The organism is Paenibacillus sp. BK720 (assembly GCF_011761545.1).
Lineage (GTDB): Bacteria > Bacillota > Bacilli > Paenibacillales > Paenibacillaceae > Pristimantibacillus.
The window spans coordinates 51,711-76,158 of record NZ_JAASRQ010000003.1; the positions used below are offsets into that span (position 1 = coordinate 51,711).

Below are 24,448 nucleotides of genomic sequence, written 5' to 3' on the forward strand. Positions count from 1 at the left end.
ATTTTTGAAGAAGATAGCCACTTAATTAAATACATAAATACCTTTTAGTTACAGTATTTATATAGTAATTAATTACATCTCGTTAAGATGAACTGTTTATTACCCGATTTTTACTTATTTATATAGATTCGGAAATAGCTTGTTAAGAAAGAGTTATGTCTAATGGAGGAAAATGTCAGGCCTATGTCGAAATCTAAGGGAAATTAGGGAAATTTGTAGGATAGCATTTGGAATAACTAGTCGAAGGGGTAAAGACAGCATGTATATGTTTCGAAGCCGGTTAATACTGAAGTTATCTGTGATGATATTGGCGATCCTTGTTCTCCTCTCATCCGCCTTGATTTACATGCAGATTCAGAACACCAAGAAGGCAAGCGAGGAAGCGATCGGCAATTTCAATATTCATATGGCGGAGGCTTATGCCGGGCAGTTTGATGTAAGCGCTTATGCGGATTTTTTGAAGGACCAGAAGGAAACCGATCTGTATTGGGCAATCCGGGAGCAGATGAATGCGTACCGGGAACGTATCGGGGCGATGTACGTTTATACGGTGCAAATCAATGATAAGGGAGAGCCCATTCTGCTAATCGACGGGCAGCCGAAGGATTCGGATTCCGCTTCGCCGATTGGCGAAGTAACGGATATTCCGGTGGACGCTATCGGGAAGCTGAAAAACGGAGAGACCGCCAAATCCGGCATCATCCGCAATGAGGAGTATGGGGACTATATTTCTTCCTACGCCCCTCTGCGCGATGCAGGCGGGACGATGATCGGCGTGCTTGGCATCGATACCGACGTATCGGTATCGAAAACGATCTATAAGGACGTTATCGGGGACAGCGTGCCTCTCTTTATCATTATGGGAGTGCTCACTCTGCTCGTATTCCTGTTTATTGCTTTCTTCCTGGCACGTACGCTAAGACCGCTGGGGGTTATCGTAAGAGGAGCCGAAGCGATTGCCCACGGCAATCTTGCGGAGGCGCGTCATCAGCTTCAACTGATGAAGGTGAAGTCGAAGGACGAGATTGGGCAGGTCTATTCGGCCATGACGCAGATGATCGCGCGGCTTGGCGTTACGCTTGAGGATGTCGTCCGCGATATGGCGTTAACAACGCAAAGCATTGTTCATTCCACGGAGCAGTTCGGAACCGAAGCGGCACAGATGGTAGCGATGAACGAGCAGCTTGAGCATTCCGTAACGACGATGGCCGATGGCGCGCGTCATCAACGAATTGGAGCGGAGGAGAGCGCCAGCTCGATGGAGGATATCACGCAGGCGATCCAGCGCGTATCCGAGGCTTCCATGCAGGTTTCGAGCGTATCCCATGAGGCGTTGGAGTCGGCCGAGCATGGAAGGGAATCGATTCACGGGCTGCGGCAGCAGGTCGAGCTGATGGCGTCGGTAGCCCAGCAGACGGCAGACTCGGTGGAGCTTCTTCAGACTTATATGCAGCAGATTGAGCCGGTGCTTCAGTCGATTGCAAGCATTTCGGACCAGACGAAGCTGCTTGCGCTGAACGCTTCCATCGAAGCGGCCCGCGCAGGCGAGCACGGCTCGGGCTTTGCCATTGTAGCCGCGGAAGTGCGCAAGCTGGCTGAAGCGTCTGCTGTCTCTGCCTCCCAGGTAACCTCTTTACTCGAGCAGATTGGACAGGAGTCCGCCAATATCGGAGAGAGAATGCAGGCGGGCAGCATGGAGATGGCCAAAGGCACGGAGCTGTCGGGCCGGGTAGAAGCTTTGTTCGACAGGACGATGGATCAGTTCATTGACGTAAACAGCAAGATTCAGGAGATCTCGGCAGCTGCCGAAGAAGTGCTGGCCGGCTCGGAGGAAGTAGCCGCTTCGGTGGAACAGATCGCCCAGATTTCCCGCACAACCGCGGAAAGCTCGGCCACGCTGGAGGGGATGTCGAAGCATCAGCTGGAAGCGGCCAAGCGGATTGCCGACACAACCGAGCAGTTGAAAAGCCGCAGCGCAGGCTTGGAAGCCGCGGTAGGCAAATTTAAGCTCTAGCCTTTTCTATATAAAAGAAGAAGCCCTGCCTCCTACGGCCGGGCTTATTCTTCGTAATAGACCTGCAGCGTGCTTAGAGAGTGAACGATCCGGTCGATGACGGCTTGCGTTTGAAAATATTTGCGATGAGATAAGGGCGTCCAGCTTAGCAGACCCGGGCATTCTACCTCGATATCCGCGGTGACGACTTTTTTATAGCGGTCGTTTAAGGGCTTGATGGGATAGGCGATGACATCGTCGGTGTCGTAGAAGTTCACCCACTCGCCAATGCCTAGTCCCTGCAGTGGGGGCGCGGGAACCGCAATCGGCATGCCAAAGTCTTTAAAGCGCAAAGCCCATACGGCAAGAGGACTGCCAAGCGTATAGAAGTGAGTCAACGTCTCGCCATGCACCAGCTTGGACTTGCTTGCTCCGATAACCTCCGAGACTTTGGGCGTCAGCCGGTTCGTTTGCAAGTCGTGAAAGAAGTTGCTCGATATGATAGACCCGAGACTGTGAGAGATCATGCAGAGCGGCGCATCTTGTCCCGCTAGATCGGAAAGGCGCTGCAGGCATACGGCAAAACGCCGGTGAATTTCGTCATAAATATAATCGTCCGGGGAGGGATCATTGTCGCGGGGGACAGCCTGGTAGGCAATGGCTTCGCCCAGCTGGTTAACGAAGAAGGGTCTTAACCGCATCCATTTGGCCCAGCGCAGCGGCTTGCCGCGAATCCGGCTCCATAACCGCTCCTCCAGCCGGCTTACGATATCTCCCCAATAGATGCCTTCCACATGCAGCTTTACGCTCGGATTCACAATAGCCATCTGGGTACATAGATTGTTGGCCAGCTCGGCGTGGAAATTCTCCCTGCTTTGACCGATCCCATGTATGACAGCAACGGCAATTTTCACGGGGACAACCCCTTCCTATGCGTAGATCATACATTAATGTATTCGCATACATTTGCTTTCGTTAAAGCAGAAGCCCTGCCAGATACGGGGAAGATAACGCCGTCCTGCGGGCGGATCGCAAAGGGACTTGCTTTTGTTATAGAGAAGGGTAGTGAACTGCGGTGGACTGCAGTGGACCGGAGAATGTCCTATGCCGAATGGTCATTCCACGCTACGCTGGATTTCATCCAGCGTAGCGTGGGTAAAACTTATCGCTGCCCCGTCTACAGTGGATTCCGTACAGTAAAATTCGATTATATCGCCCAGTAACCTCGCTTTTGGTTGATTACGCTGGAATGAATCCAGCATAGAGTCTTCGTAGCAGCGGTACAGCCCAATATTACTGGAGAGATTCCAACGTACGCTGCGGCGTGGTGTCGCTGGTTGCTAGGTTAAGGTCCTTAAGGGACCTTAACCTAGCGAAATAGCTGGCTAGATAAGAGGATAAGGCCCCTTAGGTACCTTAAAGTCCGCCGAAACAGCAAAACCTGCCGATATTCGGCCGCTACAGGGTCGTTAAGGTCCCTAAGGGACCCTAACCTAGCGAAATAGCTGGCTAGGTAGGAGGATAAGGTCCCTAAGGGACCCTAACCATACCACTTTAAACGATAAGACCCTGCCAGGGTCTTATCCAACTCAAAAAGCCAACAGATAGCTGGATAGAGATCCCGCAGGGTCTTATTTCATGCGAAATTGGTGCAAGTGGGGATGTCTTAAGCCAGCTACATTTTCCCGAAGAAGCCGATCACAAAGTCGCGGAAATGAACAGCCGCCTGCGACAGGTAATGCTTGCGGTTCCAGGCGATGCCGAAGGTGCGGCGGCAGACCGGATCCGTGATCTTGAGCTGCACGGTTCCCGGGCTGGATGCCCGATTGCCCAGCGACAGCGGAAGCGTGAAGGTAATGCCAAGGCCCATCTCGACAAGCGTCTGAATGGAGCTGGCCTCCTCCAGTTCAAAGGCGACCCGTGGCTCGAAGCCGGCCTGTCGGCAGAAGCCGTCCGTTATTTCACGGAAGTTGGAGCGGGAGGAAAGCGCGATAAACGGCTCGTCCGCCGCTTCAATCAAGGAGATGCTCTCCCGCGCGGCAAAGCGATGTCCCTTCGGCACGGTCAAGCAAAGCTCTTCCTCCGCAAGAGTCAACCACACGATGTCCGGCCCGTTAATGTGAGTCGTGGAGATGCAAAAATCGATGTCGGCATTCTCCAGCTCGCTTCTCATCTCCGAGACGGAGCCTAACTGCTGTTGGATAATTCGAATATGCGGATGCATCGTCAGAAACTCCTTTAGCATCAGGGGCAGCACATAGGGCAGTGTAACGGAAATCGAAACGGTGCCGTACTCGAGCCCGGCCATATCCGTAATTTCGCGTTCGCCTTCTTCAAGCTCAAGAAAAGCCCGTTCGACGCGATTGAGATAGGTTTTGCCGAAGGCATTCAGCTTCACATGCCTGCCTTGCCGTTCAAAGAGCGGCACGCCGAGCCGCTTCTCCAACCGGTTGATGGAGTTGCTGAGCGACGGCTGCGAGACGTTGAGTTCCTTGGCGGCTTTCGTAATATGCTCATGCCGGGCGACGGCTTGAAAATATTTTAACTGGAGAAACTCCAAGCGGGTCACTCTCCTTATATAACTTTCATGTGATGATTTCATTATAAAATAAGTATTATACTTTATAAATTTGAGATTTTATAATGATTCAGCATATACAGAAAGTTTCAAACAGGGATTGGAGAGCGTTGACCTTGCTAAGAGATAAAATCTGGACGAGAAACTTCGTCACTATTTGCGTGAGCAGTTTTTTTATGTTCCTGACCTTTTACGTCCTGACGACGGCTTTTCCGCTGTATGTACGGGATAGTCTGCACGGCGGCCAGCAGCAGATGGGTCTTGTCATTACGATTTATGTGATTGGCGGCGTGTTGATCCGGCCATTCTCCGGCCAGTGGGTCGACCGCTTCGGCAAACGGAAAATGGCGATTATCGGAATGGTTATTTTCCTGCTCGCCTGCCTTAGTTATTTCGGCACAAAAGGCATTATTCTGTTCCTTATTGTCCGCTTCATTCACGGCATGAGCTACGCGGTTGCTTCAACGGCGATGAGCACGGTTGCGGCAACGATCGTTCCCGTATCCCGGCAGGGTGAAGGAATGGGCTATTATACGATGTTTATGAGTATCGCGATGGTTGTCGGCCCGGCTCTGGGACTGTTCCTGTGGAAGGACCAGAATATTAACGTGCTGCTGCTTGCGATATGCATCATCGCGGCATTGTCGCTTGGCTTTGCTTTTGTGTTGAAGATGCCGGGCGAAAAAGGGCTGAGGACATCGGCCATTCCTGCCGCAGCCGCTGAGCCGATTGCCCAAGAACAGCCGGAGAAAAAAGGCTGGCGCCTAAACCATTTCCTCGAGCCTGCGGCACTGCCGATCTCGCTTGTCGGCTTTATTCTTTCATTTGCCTATAGCTCTTTATCCAGCTTTATGGCCTCGTTTACGGATGAGATTCACCAGTCGCAGGTAACGGGCACCTTCTTTATGGTGTTTGCCGTGATGATCGTCGTTTTCCGGCCGGTTATCGGCAAAGTGTTCGACCGTTACAAGGAGCATTATCTGTATTATCCGGGCATTGGCCTGTTTGCGGTGGGCATGTTTCTGCTGAGCCAAGCGCATTCCGCGGCAATGGTATTGTTCGCCGGCGTCATTATGGGAATCGGCTACGGCGCCTTGCTGCCGTGTTTCCAGACGCTTGCGATCAAGCTGTCGCCGGAGCACCGGCGGGGCAGCGCCAACGGCACGTTTTTCCTCATGTTTGACCTTGGCTACGGGCTCGGCTCGTATTTCATGGGGATGATCGCTTCCTTGACGGATTACCGGATGATGTACCTCGTGGCGGGTATTATAGCTGTTATTTGCGCCGGAGGTTACTACATTCTTCATCATCGTCCCCGGGCAAGAGAAGCTGTTCGCACTCAACAAGCAAATGTTGCGTAAGGCATTGGATAGACAAAAGAAGAGGCCATAACGGGCCCGATACAAACGGAAACGGACTAGCGTGATGCGAGCGCTAGTCCGTTTTTATTTCGTTTCGGCTTCCTCCAGCTTGCGGCCTTCGCCGTACAGCTCGCTTAAATGCTGAATATGCATGGTGCCCCACTTATTGATCTCTTCCAGGAGAGGCGTCATTTTCATCCCGTATTCCGTAATGGAGTATTCGACCTTCGGAGGGATCTGCATATAGATTTTCCGGTGCACAATGTCGTGGTATTCCAATTCTCTGAGCTGAGAGGTCAGCATTTTCTTCGTAATGTCCGGCAGCGCCCGTTGGAGCTCGCTGAACCGCATCGTACCGTTAGTGAAAAGCTGATATAGAATAACAGGCTTCCATTTGCCGACTAGAATTTCTAATGCGGTTTCCACCCGGCTGCAGTTTTCGTCTGTCATAATTCCTCCAATCCCATGCGGGGCTTAAGGTTTCTTTTTGGATACTAGGTTTATTTGATGTGCCTACTTCCGCCTTGTGACCCTTGGGTTTATTATATCGCTATAAACAACACGTAATCAAGGAGGGCGTATCTTATGAATATTGCATTGTGGATCGCGCAAGCATTGTTAGCATTAATGTTTATTCCGGCAGGTTTCATGAAAACCTTTCAGCCCCATAAAGTAAAAAGCACGATGCCGTGGGCAAAGGACGCTTCTACAGGCTATGTTGCTTTTATCGGCCTGTCCGAGCTGCTTGGCGGTTTGGGGTTGATTCTCCCGTGGGCAACCGGTATCGCGCCGGTGCTGACGCCAATCGCGGCAATCGGCATCGCGGTCATTATGCTGCTTGCCGCCGTATTCCATGCCAGACGCGCGGAATACAGCAGCATCGGCATGAATATCCTGATGCTGGCCGTGGCTTTGTTCGTGGCAATCGGCCGTTTCTAAACGCCGTGCCGAATGAAAGAGAAGGAGGGTACTGCCTCATGCAGTACCCTCCTTCCCTTTTTTTAAATATAAGAAAGTATAAGTTTGCGCGGCCGTTTACGCTTGTCGCTACATCATAATGGAACGCACAACGCTGTAAATCTTCGCATCAAGCAGCTTGCCGTATGGCGCAAGTGCCGGCTGGTGGAGCGCGCCGAGAAACGAGGACGGCCGGTCAAACGATATGATCGCCCCGCGCGGGCCGCCGTTATCGTATAAAGTGACGCGGAAAGGAACGTAAAGGCTGGCCCTTCTGTCGATAGCAATAATGGGCTCCGCGATGAGCGGATTGCCAACCAGATAGAGGCGGCTTTGCTTGATGCCGTTATGAAGCGACAGGAGCGCGCCCTGATTCACTTCCGACAAGATCATCAGTCCATGCGGGCCTTCCAGCTGCTTCACAGCAGCCTCTACATGTTCCCAAGAAGCTTGCTGCAGAGCGAGCTGATCCCCGAGCTCAGGCTCCCATCTTCCCATTTGCCGTTCAAATGCGGCGACAAGCGCTTCATAAGAAAGCCCTGTCGGAATGTCTTCTCTTACGATCACCGCATAACCAGCTGTTATTGGCTCTCCGTGTCTCATCCGCGATCCTCCTTTTTGCCGGGATAAGCAGTCAGCAAATTGTATGAGAGGAAGCGGAAGCATATGACAGCAAATTACGAAAGTCCAAGCATCCGCAGGGCAAGCTTGACGCTGCCATGCTGCTGCTGGTCGGTCAAGTAGGTGGCGTATGCCCGGATGGACGGAGACTTGACGGCGCAAGGCAGCTCGAACAAAGCCTGCGAATCGAGATAAGGCTGCGCGATGGACCGGGGCAGGAAGCCAAAGAAATCCCCTTGCAGCAGAATCGTCAGCATGATGGAGGAATGATCGATCTCCAGAGAGGGAACATAACCCGTACCCGCGAATTGCGCGAACCACTCCGGAAAAGGGGTGCCCCAAGCAAGGTGGCAATAACCCGCCGAGCGGAAATCCTCTTGCTGTATAACGCCGAGTTTAGGCTGCTTGGACACGAGAAGGAGCTCATCCTCGAACAGCAGCTGCCTTGTCACCTTCGGATGCTCGGGCGGATCAAATCGGATGGAGAGATGCACCATACCATCCAGGAGCAGGTCCCGGACCATATAGCTGGGGTCAATATGACTGTAGAATTTCACGGCGACCTGCGGATTATCGTTTTTGAAGGCGAGAATCCGGGACAAATATCGGTAATGCCAGACCGAGCCGGGACCGCTCATCACAACCGAATGCTCGAACGTATCCGACAGCGTCAGCTTGCTTTCCTCGAATAACCGCAGCATTCTTTCGGCATAAGGGTAAAAGGCGATGCCCCCCTGAGTTAGGCTTACGTTCCGGTTATCCCGCTGAAACAGCTCTTTGCCGACAGCGGCCTCAAGCGCCTTGATTCTTGCGGTTATGGCCGATTGCGAGATATGAAGATGCTCGGCCGCCTTCGTAAAGTTAAGGAGATGAGCGATTGCGATAAACGCTTCAAGCTGCGAGAAATCCATGCGAATGAGCTACGTCCTTTCATGATCGAAAATATAAATCATAATAACCTATATTATTCGTTATACAAATGATAATCATGCCATTATGATGGGGGTATAGGCAAGCTTTGAAGAAGGATGGAGGGAAAGCAGCATGAGCAATAATATCGTTATCGAACGTTTAACTTCGCTAGAGACCTCGATAGAGGAACTGGCAAGCGTGCTGGTTCAAGTCGTGGAGGACGGTGCATCCGTCGGGTTCCTGCCGCCGCTCAGCCAAGAGGAAGCGATACGATACTGGAGGAGCGTACCGGATCCGGAGGTCCTGTTGTTTGTGGCCAGGCTTGACGGGCGAATCGCTGCTGCCGTGCAGCTTCAGCTTTGCGGCAAATCGAACGGCTCGCATCGCGTGGAGATTGCGAAGCTAATGACTCATCCGCAGTGCCGCCGCAGGGGGATTGCCCGGAAGCTGATGCTTGCGGCCGAGGAGGCGGCGCTTGAGGAGAATCGGTCGCTGCTTGTACTGGATACCAGGGAAGGAGATCCGTCGAATCTGCTGTACGCGTCTTTGGGTTATCAGCTGGCGGGCCGTATTCCGGGTTTCGCGAGATCGGCTGACGGAAGCCTGGACGCGACGATGATTTATTACAAGAATATCGGCCGCTGACGGAGGAAAAATCGAAACCCCGGACCTTATAAGGCCGGGGCTTTTCGTTTGCCGCCCGGCTTCCACACGGACAGCACATACATAACGATAAGGGATACCGTCTGCAAGGCGATGCCGATCATAAGCCAAGTATGATGGACGGTCAGGCTTCCATTGTCGTCGAGCCCCCGCAAGGTCCATTCGTATAAGCCGATGAACCCGATACCGATCGCAAGCAGGGTAAGGGCCTCTTTGGCGATCACCCAATAATAACGGAACAATCCCCAGGAGGTTAGCACCGACAGCGCAATGCCGGTTACCGTGGTGCCAATCGTGGAGGCGCGTACGCTTGAATCGGCCAACAGATGCATAATGCGGTAGCAAGACCTTAGCGTGTCGGGATCATCCGTAACGGATGCGGTTAAGGCCAGGATAATAAACACAACCTGCACGCCAAGCATAATTGCCGCAAAAAGAATATGAAGCAGGAGTAAGATTCGCCGCTGCTGCAACGTAATTTTTTTCAAGCGCTCCATTCCTCCCTCTTAAATATTGAACCGGTACCCGACTCCCCAGATCGTCTCGACATATTGAGGCTTCGACGGGTCGCGCTCGATCTTCTCACGCAGCTTGCTGATGTGAACGGTGACCGTTGCATGGTCGCTTCCGATTGCGTCCATTCCCCAAATCTGTTCGAACAGATCCTCTTTTCGGAAGACACGGTTCGGATGGGTGACGAGATAGAGGAGCAGATCGTATTCCTTGGCGGTAAAAGGCACCTCGCGCTCGTTCACGAACACCCGGCGGGACGGCTTCTCGATCCGGATCCCGTTCAGCCGCAGCTCATCCCTGCGCTGCTTGTTTTGACCTTGTCCGACCAGCCGCTCATAGCGCGACAGATGGGCTTTTACCCGGGCTACCAGCTCGCCAAGGCCAAACGGCTTGAGAATGTAATCATCCGCTCCAAGTCCAAAGCCGCGAATTTTATCGATCTCTTCCTTCTTCGCCGACACGATAAGAATCGGAACATTGCTTGCTTCGCGAATCCGGCGGCATACCTCGTAACCGTCCATGGATGGCAGCATCAGGTCCAGCAGGATGAGGTCATATTCGCCCTGAAGCGAAAGTTCCAGGCCCGAATCGCCGCGCTCGGCCATATCGACCTCAAAGCCGTGGGCAACCAAATAATCCTTCTGCACCTCGGCAATAACCGGATCGTCCTCAATTATCAAAATCCGCTTCATCTTGCGCCTCCATTCCCCGGCTTCGTTCCGTCCCGTTTCCATGCAGGGAACCGAAGCTGTATCGTTGTTCCTTCACCTGTCTTGCTGGCAGCCGATGCGGTTCCGCCATGCGCTTCTATAATTTGCTTCACAATGGCGAGCCCAAGTCCGCTGTTGCCTTTGCCGGGGCTTCGCGAGGACTGCGCCCGGAAGAACCGGTCAAATACGCGGGGCAGAGCATCGGCGGGAATACCTTCGCCGTTATCCCGTATTTGCAGGAGATAGATGCCGCCGGGCTCCTGATCAAGCGAGAATTGCAGCTTTTTCGTCTCGCCCTTCATATATTGAAGGCTGTTGTCGGCCAGATTCATAAGCGCGCGGTGAAGCTTTTGCCGGTCTGCTTGTATAAGGACCTGCTCCATGCCGGCGCTTGGCGTAAAGGTAACCTCCGTCCCGCTGAAGCGGGGATCAAGCTGCAACTCGTTAACGTACTGAATCATATAGGCCGTTAAATCAACCGTCTCCCACTGAAAAGGCAGCTTGCCCGTATCCAGCGTCGAATACAGCTGCAGCTCCTCGATCATCCGGTTCATCTCGGTTGTTTTGCCGGCAATCATTTGCACGTACTTCTGCCGCTTCTCTTCCGTATCGGCAATGCCGTCGCTGAGGCAATCCGTGCAGCCTTGAATGGCGGTGATTGGCGTCTTCAGATCATGGGAGATGTTCGCCAGCAGCTCCTTGCGGCCATGCTCCAGCTCAAGCTGGGCTCCCAGGGAGGCCTGCAGGCGAACGCGCATTTCTTCGAAAGCAGCCCCAAGCTGTCCGATCTCATCCTGCCTTCGCAGCCGAATGGGATGCTCCAGATCGCCTTCCCGGATATGGCCGGCTGCTTCCTTCAAGGCGTAAAGAGGCTTGACGATGCTTCGCGAGACGAGATAAGTAAGCAGACCGTTGGTGACGATAAGCGCCCCGAGCAGGGTGAGCAGCACCAGCGGAACCAGCCGCTTGAAGAAGTCCGCTACCGGCTTCATGTCGGAGACGATGACCAGCTTGCCTCTGCTGCCGTCGGGGCTTGAGAAGGCGATCGTATTCCATTGGGTGCCGCTTGGCGGACCGGGATTCTCCGCTTTCATACGACCATTGGCCAAGTCGGTTGGAATTTGATCGGCGGACAGCCCGGGCGAGACATACGCTGCTTCGTCATCTCGGATGACGATCATCCCGGACTCCACCTCCCGGAGCCTTGCTCCCATGTCGGTCAGAAATGCCGGATCGGCCAGCAGCTTGGGGTCATGCTCGGCGATGAACTTCAGGCCGGAGGCCAGCTCACTCCGTTCCGCGAACAGATCGCGTATAGAGCTGAGCGGGAACGAATGCCCGGATTTACCGCCTCCCCCGGCACCGGGAAGGGCGTCTTTTATAAGCAGATTCCCCAGCAGCGCGATGGTCAGCCCGAACAAAAGGATCGGAACGGCGATCATGGCCGCATAGGAGAGTATCAGTTTTTTTCGGATGGACATAACTCCATGCACCTCATTTCTCTATCATTGTAGCCTGCCCGTTCAAATTTTCTATAAAATAAACCTGAAAAAAGTATAAATTAGTGAGGTATACATTTGTTTCGCACCTCCGTTATACTACAGTCGAATGCATCCATTTACGCAAATACCATTGGCAATGGCCTTATATTTAGGAGGATTCTCATGAGCGAGTTGAAGTGGCGGATTTCGAACTGGACGTTTAAGAATAGCGAAGAGCAGGAGTGGAAGCCGGCTTTCGTACCGGGCTGCGTGCACACGGACCTGCTGAAGAACGGCCTTATTTCCGAGCCTTTTGCCCAGACCAACGAGAGGGACTTGCAGTGGATTGATAAAAAGACATGGGAATACGAAGCCGTATTCGACGCCCCGGGCGAACTGCTTGCGCATGCCAAGCTCGAGCTGGTATTCGAGATGCTGGACACGTACGCGGACGTGTACTTGAACGATGCTTTAATCCTGTCGGCGGACAATATGTTCCGCACTTGGACAGTTGACGCGAAGCCCCATGTCCGGGAAAAGGGCAACCGCTTGTACATCCGCTTCCGTTCCCCGGTTGAAGAGGGGTTGGCTAAGCTGGAGTCTTACGGTCCCGGATTGCCGGCACCCAATGACGACTCCGTTACCGGAGGCCTTGAAGGCAAAAAAGTAAGCGTATTCTCGCGCAAAGCGCCGTATCATTACGGCTGGGACTGGGGTCCGCGCTTTGTAACGAGCGGGCTTGGCCGGCCGGTTTATTTGCGGGGCTGGAGCGGCGCGCGAATCACGGATCTGTACGTGGGGCAGGACGAAGTGACGGCTGCCGAGGCGAAGTTAACGGTTCAGCTCGCGGTGGAATCGGAGAACGGCGGCGAGTTTGAGCTTAAGCTGCATACCGATAACGGACGGGAATGGACGCGCAAGGTCGTTCTTGAGAGCGGTGCGCAGACCGTTGCCTGGCCGCTTACGATTGAGCAGCCGAAGCTGTGGTGGTCCCGCGGTCTTGGAGAGCCTCATTTGTATACGTTTACGGCAGTGCTCTCGCAAGGGCAGAAGGAGCTGGCTCAAGCCTCCGCAGTGACCGGACTTCGCTGCGTTAAGCTTATTCGCAAGCCGGACGAGCATGGATCGTCGTTCTACTTCGAGGTGAACGGCATTCCGGTCTTCGCGAAGGGCGCTAACCATATTCCAAACGACAGCTTTTTCGCCGAGGTGACCGAGGAACGCTACCGCCACGAGATTGCAAGCGCGGTGGAATCGAACTTTAATATGCTCCGCGTATGGGGCGGGGGCTTCTACGAACAGGATATTTTCTATCGGCTATGCGACGAAAACGGTCTCCTGGTCTGGCAGGACTTTATGTTCGCCTGCAGCATGTACCCGGGCGATGAAGCGTTCCTGAGCAGCGTTCGCGCGGAAGCGGAGGACAATGTGCGCCGTCTGCGCAACCATCCAAGCATCGCATTGTGGTGCGGCAACAATGAGATTGATGCGGCTTGGTCGCAATTTGAGGAGGATAAGGGCTGGGGCTGGAAGCAGCTGTTTACCGCCGAGCAGCGGGAACGAATCTGGGCGGATTACGAGGCTGTCTTTCATCGGGTGCTGCCGGAGGTTGTGGCGGCGATGGCGCCGGATGTTGCATACTGGCCATCATCGCCGATGCAGCGTCTGACGGGCAATAGCGAGCAGCATGCGACAAACAACTCTTCGCACGGCGATATCCATTATTGGGCGGTATGGCATGCGCAGGAGCCGTTCGAGCAGTACAACGAGAATATCGGACGCTTCATGAGCGAGTACGGCTTCCAGTCCTTCCCCGAATATAAGACCGTACGGGCTTACGCGGAAGAGAAGGATATGGCGCTGGATTCCGAGGTAATGCTGCATCACCAGAAGAATGGACGGGGCAATTTCCTGATCAAGGATTATGCGGACCGTTATATGAAGCAGCCGAAGGATTTCCCTTCCTTCCTCTATATCAGCCAGGTGCTGCAGGCCGAAGCGATGAAGCAGGCGATTGAAGCGCATCGCCGGAGCATGGACTATTGCATGGGTTCGTTATATTGGCAGATCAATGACTGCTGGCCGGTTGCGTCCTGGTCGAGCATGGATTACTACGGCAGATGGAAGGCCGCTCAATACCTGATCAAGAACAGCTTTGCCGATGTTCTTTTGTCCTTCGATCAGAAGGAAGACGTGACGAACCTCCATGTGGTGTCCGACCTTGGGCATTCCATTGACGCGGTGCTGGAGTGGAGCCTGCATGAGCTGGACGGCACGCTGCTGAAGTCCGGTTCCGAGACGGTTGCCATTGGCGCCCGTTCGGCTAAGCCGGTTCTCTCTTTGTCCGCCGAGCAGCTGGGCGAGTTTAATCCGGGCTGCGCGGTATTGGCCGGCCGTTTGATTCAAGCGGGCCGGGAGCTGGCAAGCTCCAAGCATTATTTTGTCTACGCGAAGGAGCTGGCGCTTACGGATCCCGAGATCGCGGTGGAAGAAGCAGCCGGCAGCGAGGGGACGGCCTTCGTATTAACGGCCAAGCGACTGGCCAAGCAAGTCTGGGTGCAAGCGGAGGAGGAAGGCATCTTTACGGATAACTTCTTCGATCTGATTCCGGGTATCCCCGTAACGGTTCAGTTCAAGAAAAAAGCGGCGGACCAAGCGTTGTTCGTCCCTGCGGCGCCGGGACAGGTAACGGTGCAGTCGATGTTTAACTACGCGAAATAAAGGATGAACGATAAGATACGATGCTCCATCGCTTTCGTTGGCGATGGGGCATCTTTTTTTGTAGGCACAGGAGGAGGACGCGCATAAGACCCTGGCAAGGCCTTATGCGGCACGGGAACCGATGGAGCGCAAACCATGCATGGACGGCAGAAAGGCAACCGATAAGACCCTCGCAGGGGTCTTATTGGTTGCTGAAGTGGCGGTCCCGAGGCGCCGAAGCGGGCGTAGTCATGAAAGTTAAGGTCCCTAAGGGACCTTAAGCAAGCGAAAGGAGTAGCTAGATAGTTGGTTAAGATCCCTGAGGGACCTTAACGTCACTGGAGTGGCGGTCTCGAGCGCCGAAGCGGGTGTAGGCATGAAAGTTAAGTCTTCTAACTCTTCTTTAAGGTTCATCCTGTACAATGGGGCAAGTCATTATGTTAGAAGAAGGGGCAGAGAGCCTTGCGGATACTCATTGTGGAAGACGAAAAACCGCTTCGCGACGCCGTTGCGACGGTTCTGAAGGAAGAAGCTTATCAGGTCGATGAAGCAGACAACGGACTGGAAGGTCTGTATTTGGCCGATCAACGCATTCATGATCTGATCATTCTGGATATTATGCTGCCTGGCATAGACGGGGTATCCGTTCTTCGGGAGCTCCGCGGAAAAGGCCTGACCACGCCAATTCTGCTGCTCACCGCAAGGGATGGAGTAGAGGACCGGGTACTAGGGCTGGATGCGGGCGCCGATGATTATATGATTAAGCCTTTTGCGATGCGGGAGCTCTTGGCCCGTCTTCGCGTGCTTATGCGCCGCCAGCTGCGGGGAGCGAAGGACGGGGAGCTGAACTACGGCAGTCTTTCGGTAAAATGCCACGCGATGGAGGGCTATGCGAGCGGAGAACCTCTGAAGCTGACGGCAAAGGAATTCGAGCTGATGGAGTTTCTGCTGCTGAACCGGGAGCAGATTCTGACCAAGGAGCAGCTGCTTGACCGCGTCTGGGGAATCGATTCGGATGCTAGCCCCGGCGTGGTGGATGTATACGTCCATTATTTGCGCAAAAAGCTTACGCCCTCGGGCTGCGACCGTTATATCCATACCATCCGCGGTGTTGGTTATATGCTGAAGGAGAAGACGTCATGATCAAGCGCACCCGAATGCAGCTGACGATCCGCAACGCCGCTGTTTTATCCATCATACTTATATCGCTGAACGCGCTTGTGTACTTCGTGATGAAGGATATGCTGTTCTCGCAGATCGACAAGTCCCTGACGGGAGTAAGCAATCAGTTGACGGTGGCGGGCGTGAGCTCGAAGATAACCATGCAAGCCTTGCCGTCGCTGCAGATGAAACCAACCGTTATTTATCAGGTAGGCCAGATGAACCGTCCCGTGTTTCAGCTGTACTGGACGAAGGACAATCAGCCGATCCAGCTGCCCGCGGCATCCATGTTCGGGGAAAAAGATCTGAATCACCTCCGCCCGGATAACTTCGGAGACCGTCCCGAGACGGTCAAACTTGGCGACCAGTATTACCGCGTGTTCAACGGCAGTAAGGATTCGGCATCACCGGTGCTCTACAGCAGCATTAGCGGGGAGGTGCAGGTTGGCGTGAAGCAGCAGCTGCTGACGAATATTTCGGCAGAGGTGAGCATGCTGAACCGGCTGCGTATGATTCTGCTCCTCGGCGGGTTTATCGGGCTGCTGGTCGCCGTTGCGGCGGGTTATTATTTGGCTAACCGTGCGCTTATCCCGATCCGCAACTCGATGGAGAAGCAGCAGCAGTTCGTCTCGGACGCCTCGCATGAGCTGCGCACGCCGTTATCCGTCATTCAAGCTCATGCGGAGATGCTGCTCCGTCATCCGGAGCATACGATTGAGCAGGACAGCAAGCATATTTCCATGGTGCTGCAGGAGACGAGGCGGCTCGGCAAGCTGGTCAGCGGGCTGCTGACGCTGGCGCGCTCCGATTCGAATCAATTAGAGCTGGATAAGAAGCTTATCTCGATGGAGCGGATCGTGCAGGACGGCATCAGCAAGATGACGATGCTGGCGGAGGTTAAGGATATTATTTTGCGCGGCGAAGTAGAGTCGCCTATTCAGCTGCAAGCCGATGAGGAACGGCTGCATCAGCTCCTTATGGCGTTAATGGATAATGCCATTAAATATACGCCGGAGGGCGGAGTCATCCGGGTAGCCTGCCGCAAGCTGGCGCATACCGTGTACCTCGAGGTCGAGGATACGGGAATCGGCATCCCGCCGGAGCATCTTCCGCATATTTTCGACCGGTTCTATCGCGGGGATAAGGCGCGGACAAGGCAGGAAGGCGGAACGGGCCTTGGACTGGCCATCGCCAAATGGATTGTCGAACGCCACGGCGGCAAAATCCGCATCGAGAGCAAGACCGCTGTAGGCACGCGTGTACTGGTCACTTTACCCGTGGGATAATTTACGAACAAGAGAACGCCCTTACTGTCCAAGCTGACGGTTAAGGGCGTTTTTGTGATGGAATTAATAGTTGCGCATACGTTGCACGAAATGCAGCGTAATAGCTCGTTCAGCTCTGTAACGTCAAATACGCTGCATGGATTACAGGATATCGAAGGAAAACAGCACAAATAAGCTCCCACCGGCGTGTTATCCTGCATTTGCTGCACTATATGTTCCCCAAGCGACCCCAAGCGGCTCATTATCCTGCAATACATGCAACGTGTAAGATGAGAGCGCCTCCCAACGGGAAAACTGCGGCAGAAGCCATGCAAAATAGAGCCTGCGCTTGCAAGGGGTGCCGCCTCTGCGCTTGGAGCATGCAGCAGCGAAATGCCGCCTTGCGGTAATCCCCGCCACTTTTTTACCTCCCTTTAATCGTCCTTTAAGCTTGCTTTCAGCTTCTCTAACGGTTTTCTAAGAAACGCGAATCATACTTACCGTTGAACCTATTAAACGAAAGAAGGGTGATCGGCAGTGAGACGAAATAGAAGAGGGCTTGCCACAAGTTTGTTGGCCTTGTCCCTAACCTTAACGGCCTGCACTTCGGGGGGCGGCAAAGAAGGCAGCGCCGCGTTCGGCAGCCTGGACAGAGAGGATAAAGGAACGCTGAAGGTCGGCTATTTCAACGAGGAAGCCTTCTACATGCAGTACGGCAACGCCTTTCAGGCGATGTTCCCGAATGTGGAGCTGGAGGTCGTGTCGACGGAGGAGGCGATGTCGGCGGATGATCCGGTAGCGGCGATGGAGAGCTTTATCGAGGAGCAGCAGCCGGACGCTGTTCTGCTGACGGAGGATCAATACGCGGAGCTCGCAAAGGACGGCAAGCTGTACGATTTGGATGCCGCGGTCAAGCAGGACAGCTTCGACCTCGATTCGTTCCTGCCATCCGTTATCGATCTGCTGAAGGCGCGCGGCGGCGGCAAGCTGTACGGGCTTAGCCCAACCTTCTCGAGCCAGGCGCTTTACTACAACAAAGACCTGTTCGATAAATACGGCGTTCCGTATCCGACGGACGGCATGAGCTGGGAGGAAGTGATGCAGCTGGCGGCAAGGTTCCCGGCGAAAAAGGGCAGCGATAACGTATCCATGGACAAGGTAGGAGCGGATGACGCATTGTACGGGTTATCGCTTCCTATGCAGACGCAGGACTCGTTCGAGCTGATCCGGGAGATTGGCGAGGCCAAAGGACTTCTGTATGCGGACAGCGAGGCCAAGACGGTATCCTTTGACACGCCGGAATGGAAGGCCGTTGTCCAGTCGGTGGTGGACGGATACAAATCGGGCAGCATTTCCACGGTTGCATCGCAAGGAGGAGGCGGTCAGGGAGGATTGATGATCCGCGGAATGGGCGGCGGGAAGACGACCTTTTCGTTTGGTCCGGCTACCATGCGGTTTATGTCCGGACAAGCGGCTATGACGGTGGATGGTCCCATGCTGATGAACATGATGGGCATCAAGGGCGTAAAGATGGCCACGGCAACCAAAGCGGCGGGAAGCGGCGAAGGCGGTTCCGTTAAAGCACCGGGTCAGGACGTGAACTGGGATCTCGTCACGATCCCAACCGACCCTTCGCAGCAAGGGGTTACCGGCAGCATGAGCCTCGATACGATTTTTGCGATTAATGCTTCTTCCGAGAACCTGCCCGCTGCATGGGAATTCCTGAAGTACGCAAACGGCGAGCAGCTCGCAAAGACAAGCTCCAAGTCCTCGCCGGCTCTGTCGGCAAGAACGGCCTACAAGAACGAAGCGGACGGCAAGAACATTGACGCTTTCTACAACGAGAAGATCAATGAGCAGGCATTGCTGCAAGAGGAATCGCTGCCGGATGGCTTTGCGGCTTCCTTCGAGGAGATGGCCGCCGGTCAAATTAATCAGGCGGTTCAAGGTACGCAGTCCGTTGACGATGCGCTTAAGGCCATCCAGTCGCAAGGGCAGGATCTGCTGACGAAGGCGCTGGCGGACGAGGCGGCGGAATAATGGCCGTTCAGCTTATACAGCCTGGGGGTCCGTTGCTTGAGGTGCACGGCGTTTACAAAAGCTTCATTAGCGGCGGCAGCCCCCTTCAGGTGCTGAAGGGAATCGACCTCGCCATCGAATCCGGTAAGCTGACCATGCTTCGGGGGCGTTCCGGCTCGGGAAAAACAACGCTTCTTAATCTGCTCGGCGGATTGGACCAGCCCTCCGAGGGAGAGGTTCTCTTCAGGGGGCGGTCGTTCCGGAACCAAAGCGATAAGCAGCTGACGATGCTTCGGCGCAGGCAGATTGGCTTTGTTTTTCAATCCTTTGCCCTGCTGCCGCTCTTCTCCGCCTGGGAGAATGTCGAGCTGTCGCTCAGAATGGCCGGAGCACGCCGCTCGGAATGGAAGCCAAGGACGGCCAGATGCCTGGAGCTGGTTGGGCTGACGAAGCGGGCCAATCATCGTCCTTCCGAGCTGTCGGGCGGCGAGCAGCAGCGGATTGCGATTGCCAAGGCCATTGCCCATAAACCGGCGCTGCTGCTCGCCGATGAGCCAACGGCGGAGCTGGACTCGCAGATGGCGGCAAAAATCATTGCCATATTTCGCGACATCATCGAAGCGGAGGGAATCGCCATCTGCATGACGACACATGATTCTACGTTATGGGAGGCGGCGGATGTTGTCTATCAGATGGCGGACGGCCGGCTGCAAGAGCCGGAATAAGAAAGGACGCGCGGCAGGCCTGCTGCTTGCGGTGGTCGGCTTTACTCTGCTTGCAGGCTGCTCGCTGATGCCGCAGGAGGAAGAGACGGAGGCGCTGCCGCAAATCAAGGTGCCGAAGATTTCGCAGAAGCCGGAATATCCGGTTCAGCGGAAGACGCTTGAGCTGAAAGCGACCGGCTCGGGCAAGCTGTTGTCCGTGCGGGAGGAGAACTTGTTTTTCGAGACGGATAACCGGAGGATTACGGACGTTCATGTTCAGGCCGGGGATAAGGTGAAGAAGGGACAGGTGCTGGCAGAGCTGGATCCGGGGGACTTGAATAGCCAGATCCGGCGCAAGGAGATCGATATCGAGAAGACCGAGCTGGATTTGAAGGAAGCGATGCGGGGCGACTCCGAAGCCGCGGACAGCGTAATCCTGCGCAAGCAGCAGCTGGATTACGAGCTGATGAAGGAAGAGCTTGCCGAGCTGAGGGAGGAGCTGAACAGCCTGAAGCTGGTGGCCCCTTATTCGGGAACAATCGTCAGCTTTACGGCGGAAAAAGGGGATCTGGCCCGGGCATACGAGGCGATTGGCCGCATTGCCGATATGGATTCGCTGGTCGTTGCCGTACAGTTCAACACGAGCGATATGGACAGCATTGCTCCCGGCATGGAGACGCTCGTGGACATTAACGCCGTGGGCGAATTTAAAGGCAAGGTCAAAAGGCTTCCGGTCGATGACGGGCAGTCAGGCGATAACGGCGGCGAGGAGTCGCTTGATGCCTATGCCCTAATTGAACTCGATAAGCCGCCTGACGGCCTTGGCCGCGGAACGCCTTTGTCGGCCTCCGTCATTGTTCAGCGCAAGGAGAACGTACTTACGATTCCCATAGCCGCGCTCCGGACGCAAAACAGCCGGCATTACGTGCTTGTCGCGGGCAAAGACGGCAGCAAGGGCGAGGTGGACGTCGAGACCGGCATCCAGACCTCAACGGATGTTGAGATTATTAAAGGGCTGGAGGAAGGCCAGAAGGTTGTGGGCAAATAATGCGCATTCTCCAGTTTCTATTTCTGAAAATGTGGCAAAACCGCTGGTTTACGCTCAGCACGCTGCTGGGCTTAACCGTCGCGGCTTCCTTCGCCATGAGTATTCCGATGTATGCGGACGGCACGCTGAAGCGTGTTGTCGCAAAGTCGCTGCAGGAGGAGACGGAAGGTCTCCCCGCCGCTTCCTTGTACATGAAATACCAGTCGGACGGCAGCACTGACGCGGATTGGTCGGGTCTTAACGGACTGGACGAGTGGATCAAGGAGGCTTTGCCGGATCGTATCGGGTTCCCGGTCGAAGCCTACTCCAGCCGAATTAGCCTTCCATCCTCCACGATTCGGAGCAGCGGCTCCGCGCAAGCCGGACGTTTGGTCCGCATGGAGCTCGCCACGCAAAGCGGCGTGCCGGATGCGGTGAAGCTGACGGAAGGGAAGCTGCCAAGAGACGGCATCCAGGACGGTGCAATCGAGGTGCTGGTTCTAAGCGACGCGATGGAACGGTACGACTGGAGGATTGGCGATACGTTCACGTACGATGCCAAAAACGCAGACGGAAAAACAAAGCGGCTGACCCTTCGCATCACCGGTTCCTATACGCTGAAGAACGAGACGGACTTCGGCTGGGCGATTGAAGGCAAGGACAAGCTGGCGGATACGCTGTGGGTCAGCCCGAAGACGATGTTCGGCACCTTGCTTGGCGGCAATAAGCTTATGCCGGGCGAAGGCGGCTGGTACTATGCGTTTGATCTGCAAAATATCCGGATTCGCGACCTGGCCCCTCTTATCGGCGAGCTCGGAAGGCTGGACATTACGCTGCACGGCATGCTGGCAGGCACGAAGATAAATCTCTCATTCGCGGCCATGCTTCATGAGTTCCAAAAGCAAAGCATGCTGCTGCTTGCCATGCTGTTCGCGCTAGCCGCACCGGTGCTGGCAATGGTGCTGTATTTCATTACGCTGAACGCGCAGCAAGCGCTGGAGAGGCAGCGCAGCGATATTGCCGTGCTGCACAGCCGCGGGGCAAGTCCCCGTCAGATTACCGCTTTATATGCGCTGGAGTCGGTTTTGCTGGGAATCACGGCACTCCTGCTTGGCCTGGCGCTGGCCTGGTTTATGGCGAAGGCTATCGGATCGTCGAGCGGCTTCTTGTCCTTTGTCGGGCGAAAATCGATACCGGTCGGCCTGACCGGAATGTCCCTGCTCTTTGGGGGTGCGGCGACGCTGCTGGCGGTAGTGGCGTCTACCGCTCCAATCCGGAAATATGCCGAAGCTTCCGTGGTTGAGCATGCCCGGAAGCGGGCCAGATCGGCAGACAAGCCGTTATGGCAGCGGCTGTATATGGACGCGGCCTTGGCCCTTCTGTCTGCGGCCGGTTGGTACTTGCTGCAAAGCGGCAGCCTCGTGCCTGCGGGAAGCGGGGGAGACACCGCGCTGCAGACCGTTATTTTCGTCCTGCCCGCGTTAATGATCTTCGCCGCCGGTCTGCTCTGTTTAAGGCTGTTCCCGCTGTTGCTGCGGTATTGGAACAAGCTCATGCAAAGCCGCATGCCGGTTACCCTGTACGTCACGCTGACGCAGCTGTCCCGTTCGGCGGCAAGCTTTTACCCGCTGATGATTCTGCTCATTCTGACGATTGGGCTTGGCGTGTACAACTCTGCGGCCGCCCGGACCATGGATCTGAATGCCTCGGACCGCACGAAGTATGAATATGGTGCCGACGTCGTGCTCGAGACGGCCTGGGAAGGGGTTCAGGACGAGAATGACCAGAACAAAATTTATTATACGGAGCCGTCGTTTGGGGCATTCCGGAACCTGCAGGGCGTAGAGGCCGCCGCAAGAGTATGGAAGGCAACCGGCAAGGTTGAGGTAAGCGGCAAGTCGGCGGGAAGCGGGCAGGTCGTCGGAATCGACAATGCGGCTTTTGCCGGGACTGCCTGGTTCCGCAACGATTTGTACAAGGTGCATCCTTATTATTATTTGAACGCGTTAGGCACGGCTGAACAGGCTGTGCTTGTATCCGAGGCGTTTGCGAAGAAGCATAGCCTGAAGGAAGGCGATCCGCTTACCATTCAGATCGGCTACGACAATACCCCGGTGGAGTTCGTCGTGGTGGGTGTTGTCCCGTATTGGCCAAGCTTGTACGAGGATGAAGCGCCTTTTTTTATCGGGAATCTGGATTATATTTATCAGCAGGTGGAGAAGACGCCATACGAGGTGTGGCTGAACATGAAGGACGGCGCGAAGCTGGCGAATGTGCTCGATTCGCTTGCTGACCGAGGAATCGAAGTAAGCTCGGTACGGGACGCGCGGGCTGAGCTGATCGACCGTCGCAATCATCCCGCCCAAGGCGGCTTGTTCGGGATCCTAAGTCTCGGCTTTCTGATCTCGCTGCTGGTGTCCTTGCTTGGTTATCTCATCTTCTGGTTCTTCGCGTTGTCGCGCCGGGCGGTTCAGCTTGGCATCCTGCGTGCGATGGGGCTGTCCCGTCTGCAGCTGACAAGCATGCTGCTCCTGGAGCAGCTCTTCACCATGGGACTGTCCGTTGCCGCAGGCATCGGTCTGGGTCAGCTCGCCAGCCGGTTGTTCCTGCCGTTCCTGCAGGATAAAGGCCTGGAGAATGCCAGGCAGGTTCCGCCGTTTAGGATCGTGTTCGAAGCGGGGGATATGCTGAAGCTCTATGCGGCAATCGGCTTTATGCTGGCGGCAGGCGCCTGTCTCCTGCTCTGGCAGCTAAGAAGCCTGCGCATTACGCAGGCCGTTAAGCTTGGGGAGGAACGTTAATGGAAGCAGCAGTCGGAACGACGCCAATGATTTATTGCGAAGGCCTGGTCAAAATCTATAAAACGGACGAGGTAGAAGTCGTTGCCCTCCACGGGCTGAATCTGACGGTAGAGCAGGGCGAGATGATGGCGATTATCGGCAACAGCGGCAGCGGCAAATCGACCCTGCTCAACATATTGGGCGGGCTTGACCGCCCTTCGGCGGGTCAGGCGCATGTCGGCAGGTGGAATCTGCTGAAGATGACCAAGGAGCAGCTGATAACCTATAAAAGGGAGACTGTCGGGTTCATCTGGCAAAACAACGGGCGCAATCTGGTTCCTTACCTGACCGCCCTGCAAAATGTCGAGCTGCCCATGCTTATCCATGGCAAGCTCGATCGGGCTTACGCGAAGCAGCTGCTTGCGGCAGTCGGGCTGGAGCACCGGATGGGCAGCCGTCTTACCCAGCTGAGCGGCGGCGAGCAGCAGCGCGTCGCGCTTGCCATTTCCTTGGCGAACCGGCCGCAGCTGGTGCTGGCCGACGAGCCGACGGGCTCGGTGGATCATGCAACGGGCGAACGGATCCTTGAAATTTTTCGCCGCTTAAACCGGGAGATGGGGGTGACGATCGTTATTGTTACCCATGATCTGTCGGTTGCGGATCGGGTCGACCGCGTCGTGGCAATCCGCGACGGTTTGACCAGCACGGAGTGGATCAAGCGGGAGGGGGACGGACTAGGGAATGAGTCCGAGATGTCGGCGCGACCTGAGCAGGATGCCCGGTTTGGCTCCCGCCACGAACGGTTTGTCGTCCTCGATCAAGTCGGGCGGCTGCAAATCCCGAAGGATTATTTGGAGCAGATGAAGGTGGAGGGCAAGGCCGTGCTTTCGTTCGACGGGAAGCGGGTGACGATTGGGCCGCCTGAAATTGTCGAGGAAAATAGCGATTCCTCATAGAGTTGAGGATCTACTCCTGTTAATATGAGATTAAATAATTATCGCTT

At 55.0% G+C, this 24,448-nt stretch carries 20 protein-coding genes; 12 read left to right on the forward strand and 8 right to left on the reverse strand.

The window, feature by feature from the left end; genetic code table 11:
* Window positions 1-301: 301 nt before the first annotated feature.
* Window positions 302-2,014 carry a methyl-accepting chemotaxis protein gene (locus tag FHT67_RS12280; protein WP_208403272.1) on the forward strand — a complete coding sequence of 571 codons (1,713 nt, stop codon included), beginning with the start codon at window positions 302-304 and terminating at the stop codon, window positions 2,012-2,014.
* Window positions 2,015-2,058: 44 nt separating this feature from the next.
* On the opposite strand, the gene FHT67_RS12285 is transcribed toward FHT67_RS12280, so the two are convergent.
* Complete coding sequence (locus tag FHT67_RS12285) at window positions 2,059-2,907, reverse strand: chemotaxis protein (protein ID WP_167198501.1); 849 nt, start codon at window positions 2,905-2,907, stop codon at window positions 2,059-2,061.
* A gap of 761 nt (window positions 2,908-3,668) precedes the next feature.
* Window positions 3,669-4,553 (reverse strand): LysR family transcriptional regulator, encoded by an 885-nt coding sequence (locus FHT67_RS12290; RefSeq protein ID WP_132312714.1) that lies wholly within the window; start codon window positions 4,551-4,553, stop codon window positions 3,669-3,671.
* Window positions 4,554-4,636: 83 nt separating this feature from the next.
* Here FHT67_RS12290 and FHT67_RS12295 point away from each other — a divergent pair, with 83 nt between their 5' ends.
* Window positions 4,637-5,932, forward strand: coding sequence for an MFS transporter (locus FHT67_RS12295; RefSeq protein WP_132312716.1), 1,296 nt, complete (start codon window positions 4,637-4,639; stop codon window positions 5,930-5,932).
* 84 nt (window positions 5,933-6,016) lie between these two features.
* Here the strand turns inward: FHT67_RS12295 and FHT67_RS12300 are convergent, their stop codons facing one another.
* A complete protein-coding gene (locus tag FHT67_RS12300) occupies window positions 6,017-6,382 on the reverse strand; it encodes a winged helix-turn-helix transcriptional regulator (RefSeq protein ID WP_132312718.1) in 366 nt (121 codons plus the stop codon).
* 135 nt (window positions 6,383-6,517) lie between these two features.
* On the opposite strand from FHT67_RS12300, the gene FHT67_RS12305 reads away from it, so the two are divergent.
* The gene (locus tag FHT67_RS12305) at window positions 6,518-6,871 is read left to right on the forward strand and encodes a DoxX family protein (RefSeq protein WP_132312720.1); all 354 of its coding nucleotides are present in this window, start codon (window positions 6,518-6,520) and stop codon (window positions 6,869-6,871) included.
* Window positions 6,872-6,979: 108 nt separating this feature from the next.
* Here the strand turns inward: FHT67_RS12305 and FHT67_RS12310 are convergent, their stop codons facing one another.
* Both FHT67_RS12310 and FHT67_RS12315 read right to left on the reverse strand, forming a co-directional pair.
* On the reverse strand, window positions 6,980-7,492 hold the full coding sequence (locus FHT67_RS12310) for a DUF302 domain-containing protein (RefSeq protein ID WP_132312722.1): 513 nt from the start codon (window positions 7,490-7,492) through the stop codon (window positions 6,980-6,982).
* Window positions 7,493-7,566: 74 nt separating this feature from the next.
* A complete protein-coding gene (locus FHT67_RS12315) occupies window positions 7,567-8,421 on the reverse strand; it encodes a LysR family transcriptional regulator (protein WP_167198504.1) in 855 nt (284 codons plus the stop codon).
* Between the two features lie 133 nt (window positions 8,422-8,554).
* Between FHT67_RS12315 and FHT67_RS12320 the strand changes: the two genes are divergently transcribed.
* On the forward strand, window positions 8,555-9,067 hold the full coding sequence (locus FHT67_RS12320) for a GNAT family N-acetyltransferase (protein ID WP_167198507.1): 513 nt from the start codon (window positions 8,555-8,557) through the stop codon (window positions 9,065-9,067).
* Between the two features lie 26 nt (window positions 9,068-9,093).
* Here the strand turns inward: FHT67_RS12320 and FHT67_RS12325 are convergent, their stop codons facing one another.
* Genes FHT67_RS12325 through FHT67_RS12335 form a run of 3 tightly spaced genes read right to left on the reverse strand, consistent with a single transcriptional unit; the run spans window position 9,094 to window position 11,789 of the window.
* Window positions 9,094-9,573, reverse strand: coding sequence for a hypothetical protein (locus tag FHT67_RS12325; protein WP_167198508.1), 480 nt, complete (start codon window positions 9,571-9,573; stop codon window positions 9,094-9,096).
* A gap of 18 nt (window positions 9,574-9,591) precedes the next feature.
* A complete protein-coding gene (locus FHT67_RS12330) occupies window positions 9,592-10,290 on the reverse strand; it encodes a response regulator transcription factor (protein ID WP_132312730.1) in 699 nt (232 codons plus the stop codon).
* A complete protein-coding gene (locus FHT67_RS12335; RefSeq protein ID WP_167198511.1) occupies window positions 10,287-11,789 on the reverse strand; it encodes a sensor histidine kinase in 1,503 nt (500 codons plus the stop codon). The genes FHT67_RS12330 and FHT67_RS12335 overlap by 4 nt, the downstream gene beginning before the upstream one ends.
* A 183-nt stretch (window positions 11,790-11,972) precedes the next feature.
* Here FHT67_RS12335 and FHT67_RS12340 point away from each other — a divergent pair, with 183 nt between their 5' ends.
* The 8 genes from FHT67_RS12340 to FHT67_RS12375 all read left to right on the forward strand — a co-directional run bounded on the left by FHT67_RS12340 (window position 11,973) and on the right by FHT67_RS12375 (window position 24,401).
* Window positions 11,973-14,510 (forward strand): beta-mannosidase, encoded by a 2,538-nt coding sequence (locus FHT67_RS12340; protein ID WP_167198514.1) that lies wholly within the window; start codon window positions 11,973-11,975, stop codon window positions 14,508-14,510.
* Between the two features lie 441 nt (window positions 14,511-14,951).
* A complete protein-coding gene (locus FHT67_RS12345; protein WP_167198517.1) occupies window positions 14,952-15,632 on the forward strand; it encodes a response regulator transcription factor in 681 nt (226 codons plus the stop codon).
* Window positions 15,629-16,936: a sensor histidine kinase gene (locus FHT67_RS12350; RefSeq protein ID WP_167198519.1), complete on the forward strand. Its 1,308-nt coding sequence runs from the start codon at window positions 15,629-15,631 to the stop codon at window positions 16,934-16,936. Before FHT67_RS12345 ends, FHT67_RS12350 begins: the two co-directional genes overlap by 4 nt.
* Window positions 16,937-17,452: 516 nt before the next feature.
* Window positions 17,453-18,955 (forward strand): extracellular solute-binding protein, encoded by a 1,503-nt coding sequence (locus FHT67_RS12355; protein ID WP_132312740.1) that lies wholly within the window; start codon window positions 17,453-17,455, stop codon window positions 18,953-18,955.
* Entirely contained in the window at window positions 18,955-19,659 is a 705-nt protein-coding gene (locus tag FHT67_RS12360) for an ABC transporter ATP-binding protein (protein ID WP_132312742.1), read from the forward strand. The genes FHT67_RS12355 and FHT67_RS12360 overlap by 1 nt, the downstream gene beginning before the upstream one ends.
* Complete coding sequence (locus FHT67_RS12365; protein ID WP_243867133.1) at window positions 19,616-20,686, forward strand: efflux RND transporter periplasmic adaptor subunit; 1,071 nt, start codon at window positions 19,616-19,618, stop codon at window positions 20,684-20,686. Before FHT67_RS12360 ends, FHT67_RS12365 begins: the two co-directional genes overlap by 44 nt.
* 29 nt (window positions 20,687-20,715) lie before the next feature.
* Window positions 20,716-23,466: an ABC transporter permease gene (locus FHT67_RS12370; RefSeq protein ID WP_243867135.1), complete on the forward strand. Its 2,751-nt coding sequence runs from the start codon at window positions 20,716-20,718 to the stop codon at window positions 23,464-23,466.
* Between the two features lie 26 nt (window positions 23,467-23,492).
* Window positions 23,493-24,401 (forward strand): ABC transporter ATP-binding protein, encoded by a 909-nt coding sequence (locus tag FHT67_RS12375; protein WP_132312867.1) that lies wholly within the window; start codon window positions 23,493-23,495, stop codon window positions 24,399-24,401.
* Window positions 24,402-24,448 lie beyond the last annotated feature (47 nt).

Bases quoted from the DNA above. Each gene is read 5' to 3' on its own strand.
- FHT67_RS12280 (WP_208403272.1), top strand. From the start codon at position 302: ATGATATTGGCGATCCTTGTTCTCCTCTCATCCGCCTTGATTTACATG.
- FHT67_RS12295 (WP_132312716.1), top strand. From the start codon at position 4,637: ATGATTCAGCATATACAGAAAGTTTCAAACAGGGATTGGAGAGCGTTG.
- FHT67_RS12300 (WP_132312718.1), bottom strand. From the start codon at position 6,382: ATGACAGACGAAAACTGCAGCCGGGTGGAAACCGCATTAGAAATTCTA.
- FHT67_RS12305 (WP_132312720.1), top strand. From the start codon at position 6,518: ATGAATATTGCATTGTGGATCGCGCAAGCATTGTTAGCATTAATGTTT.
- FHT67_RS12310 (WP_132312722.1), bottom strand. From the start codon at position 7,492: ATGAGACACGGAGAGCCAATAACAGCTGGTTATGCGGTGATCGTAAGA.
- FHT67_RS12315 (WP_167198504.1), bottom strand. From the start codon at position 8,421: ATGGATTTCTCGCAGCTTGAAGCGTTTATCGCAATCGCTCATCTCCTT.
- FHT67_RS12320 (WP_167198507.1), top strand. From the start codon at position 8,555: ATGAGCAATAATATCGTTATCGAACGTTTAACTTCGCTAGAGACCTCG.
- FHT67_RS12330 (WP_132312730.1), bottom strand. From the start codon at position 10,290: ATGAAGCGGATTTTGATAATTGAGGACGATCCGGTTATTGCCGAGGTG.
- FHT67_RS12335 (WP_167198511.1), bottom strand. From the start codon at position 11,789: ATGTCCATCCGAAAAAAACTGATACTCTCCTATGCGGCCATGATCGCC.
- FHT67_RS12340 (WP_167198514.1), top strand. From the start codon at position 11,973: ATGAGCGAGTTGAAGTGGCGGATTTCGAACTGGACGTTTAAGAATAGC.
- FHT67_RS12350 (WP_167198519.1), top strand. From the start codon at position 15,629: ATGATCAAGCGCACCCGAATGCAGCTGACGATCCGCAACGCCGCTGTT.
- FHT67_RS12360 (WP_132312742.1), top strand. From the start codon at position 18,955: ATGGCCGTTCAGCTTATACAGCCTGGGGGTCCGTTGCTTGAGGTGCAC.
- FHT67_RS12370 (WP_243867135.1), top strand. From the start codon at position 20,716: ATGTGGCAAAACCGCTGGTTTACGCTCAGCACGCTGCTGGGCTTAACC.
- FHT67_RS12375 (WP_132312867.1), top strand. From the start codon at position 23,493: ATGATTTATTGCGAAGGCCTGGTCAAAATCTATAAAACGGACGAGGTA.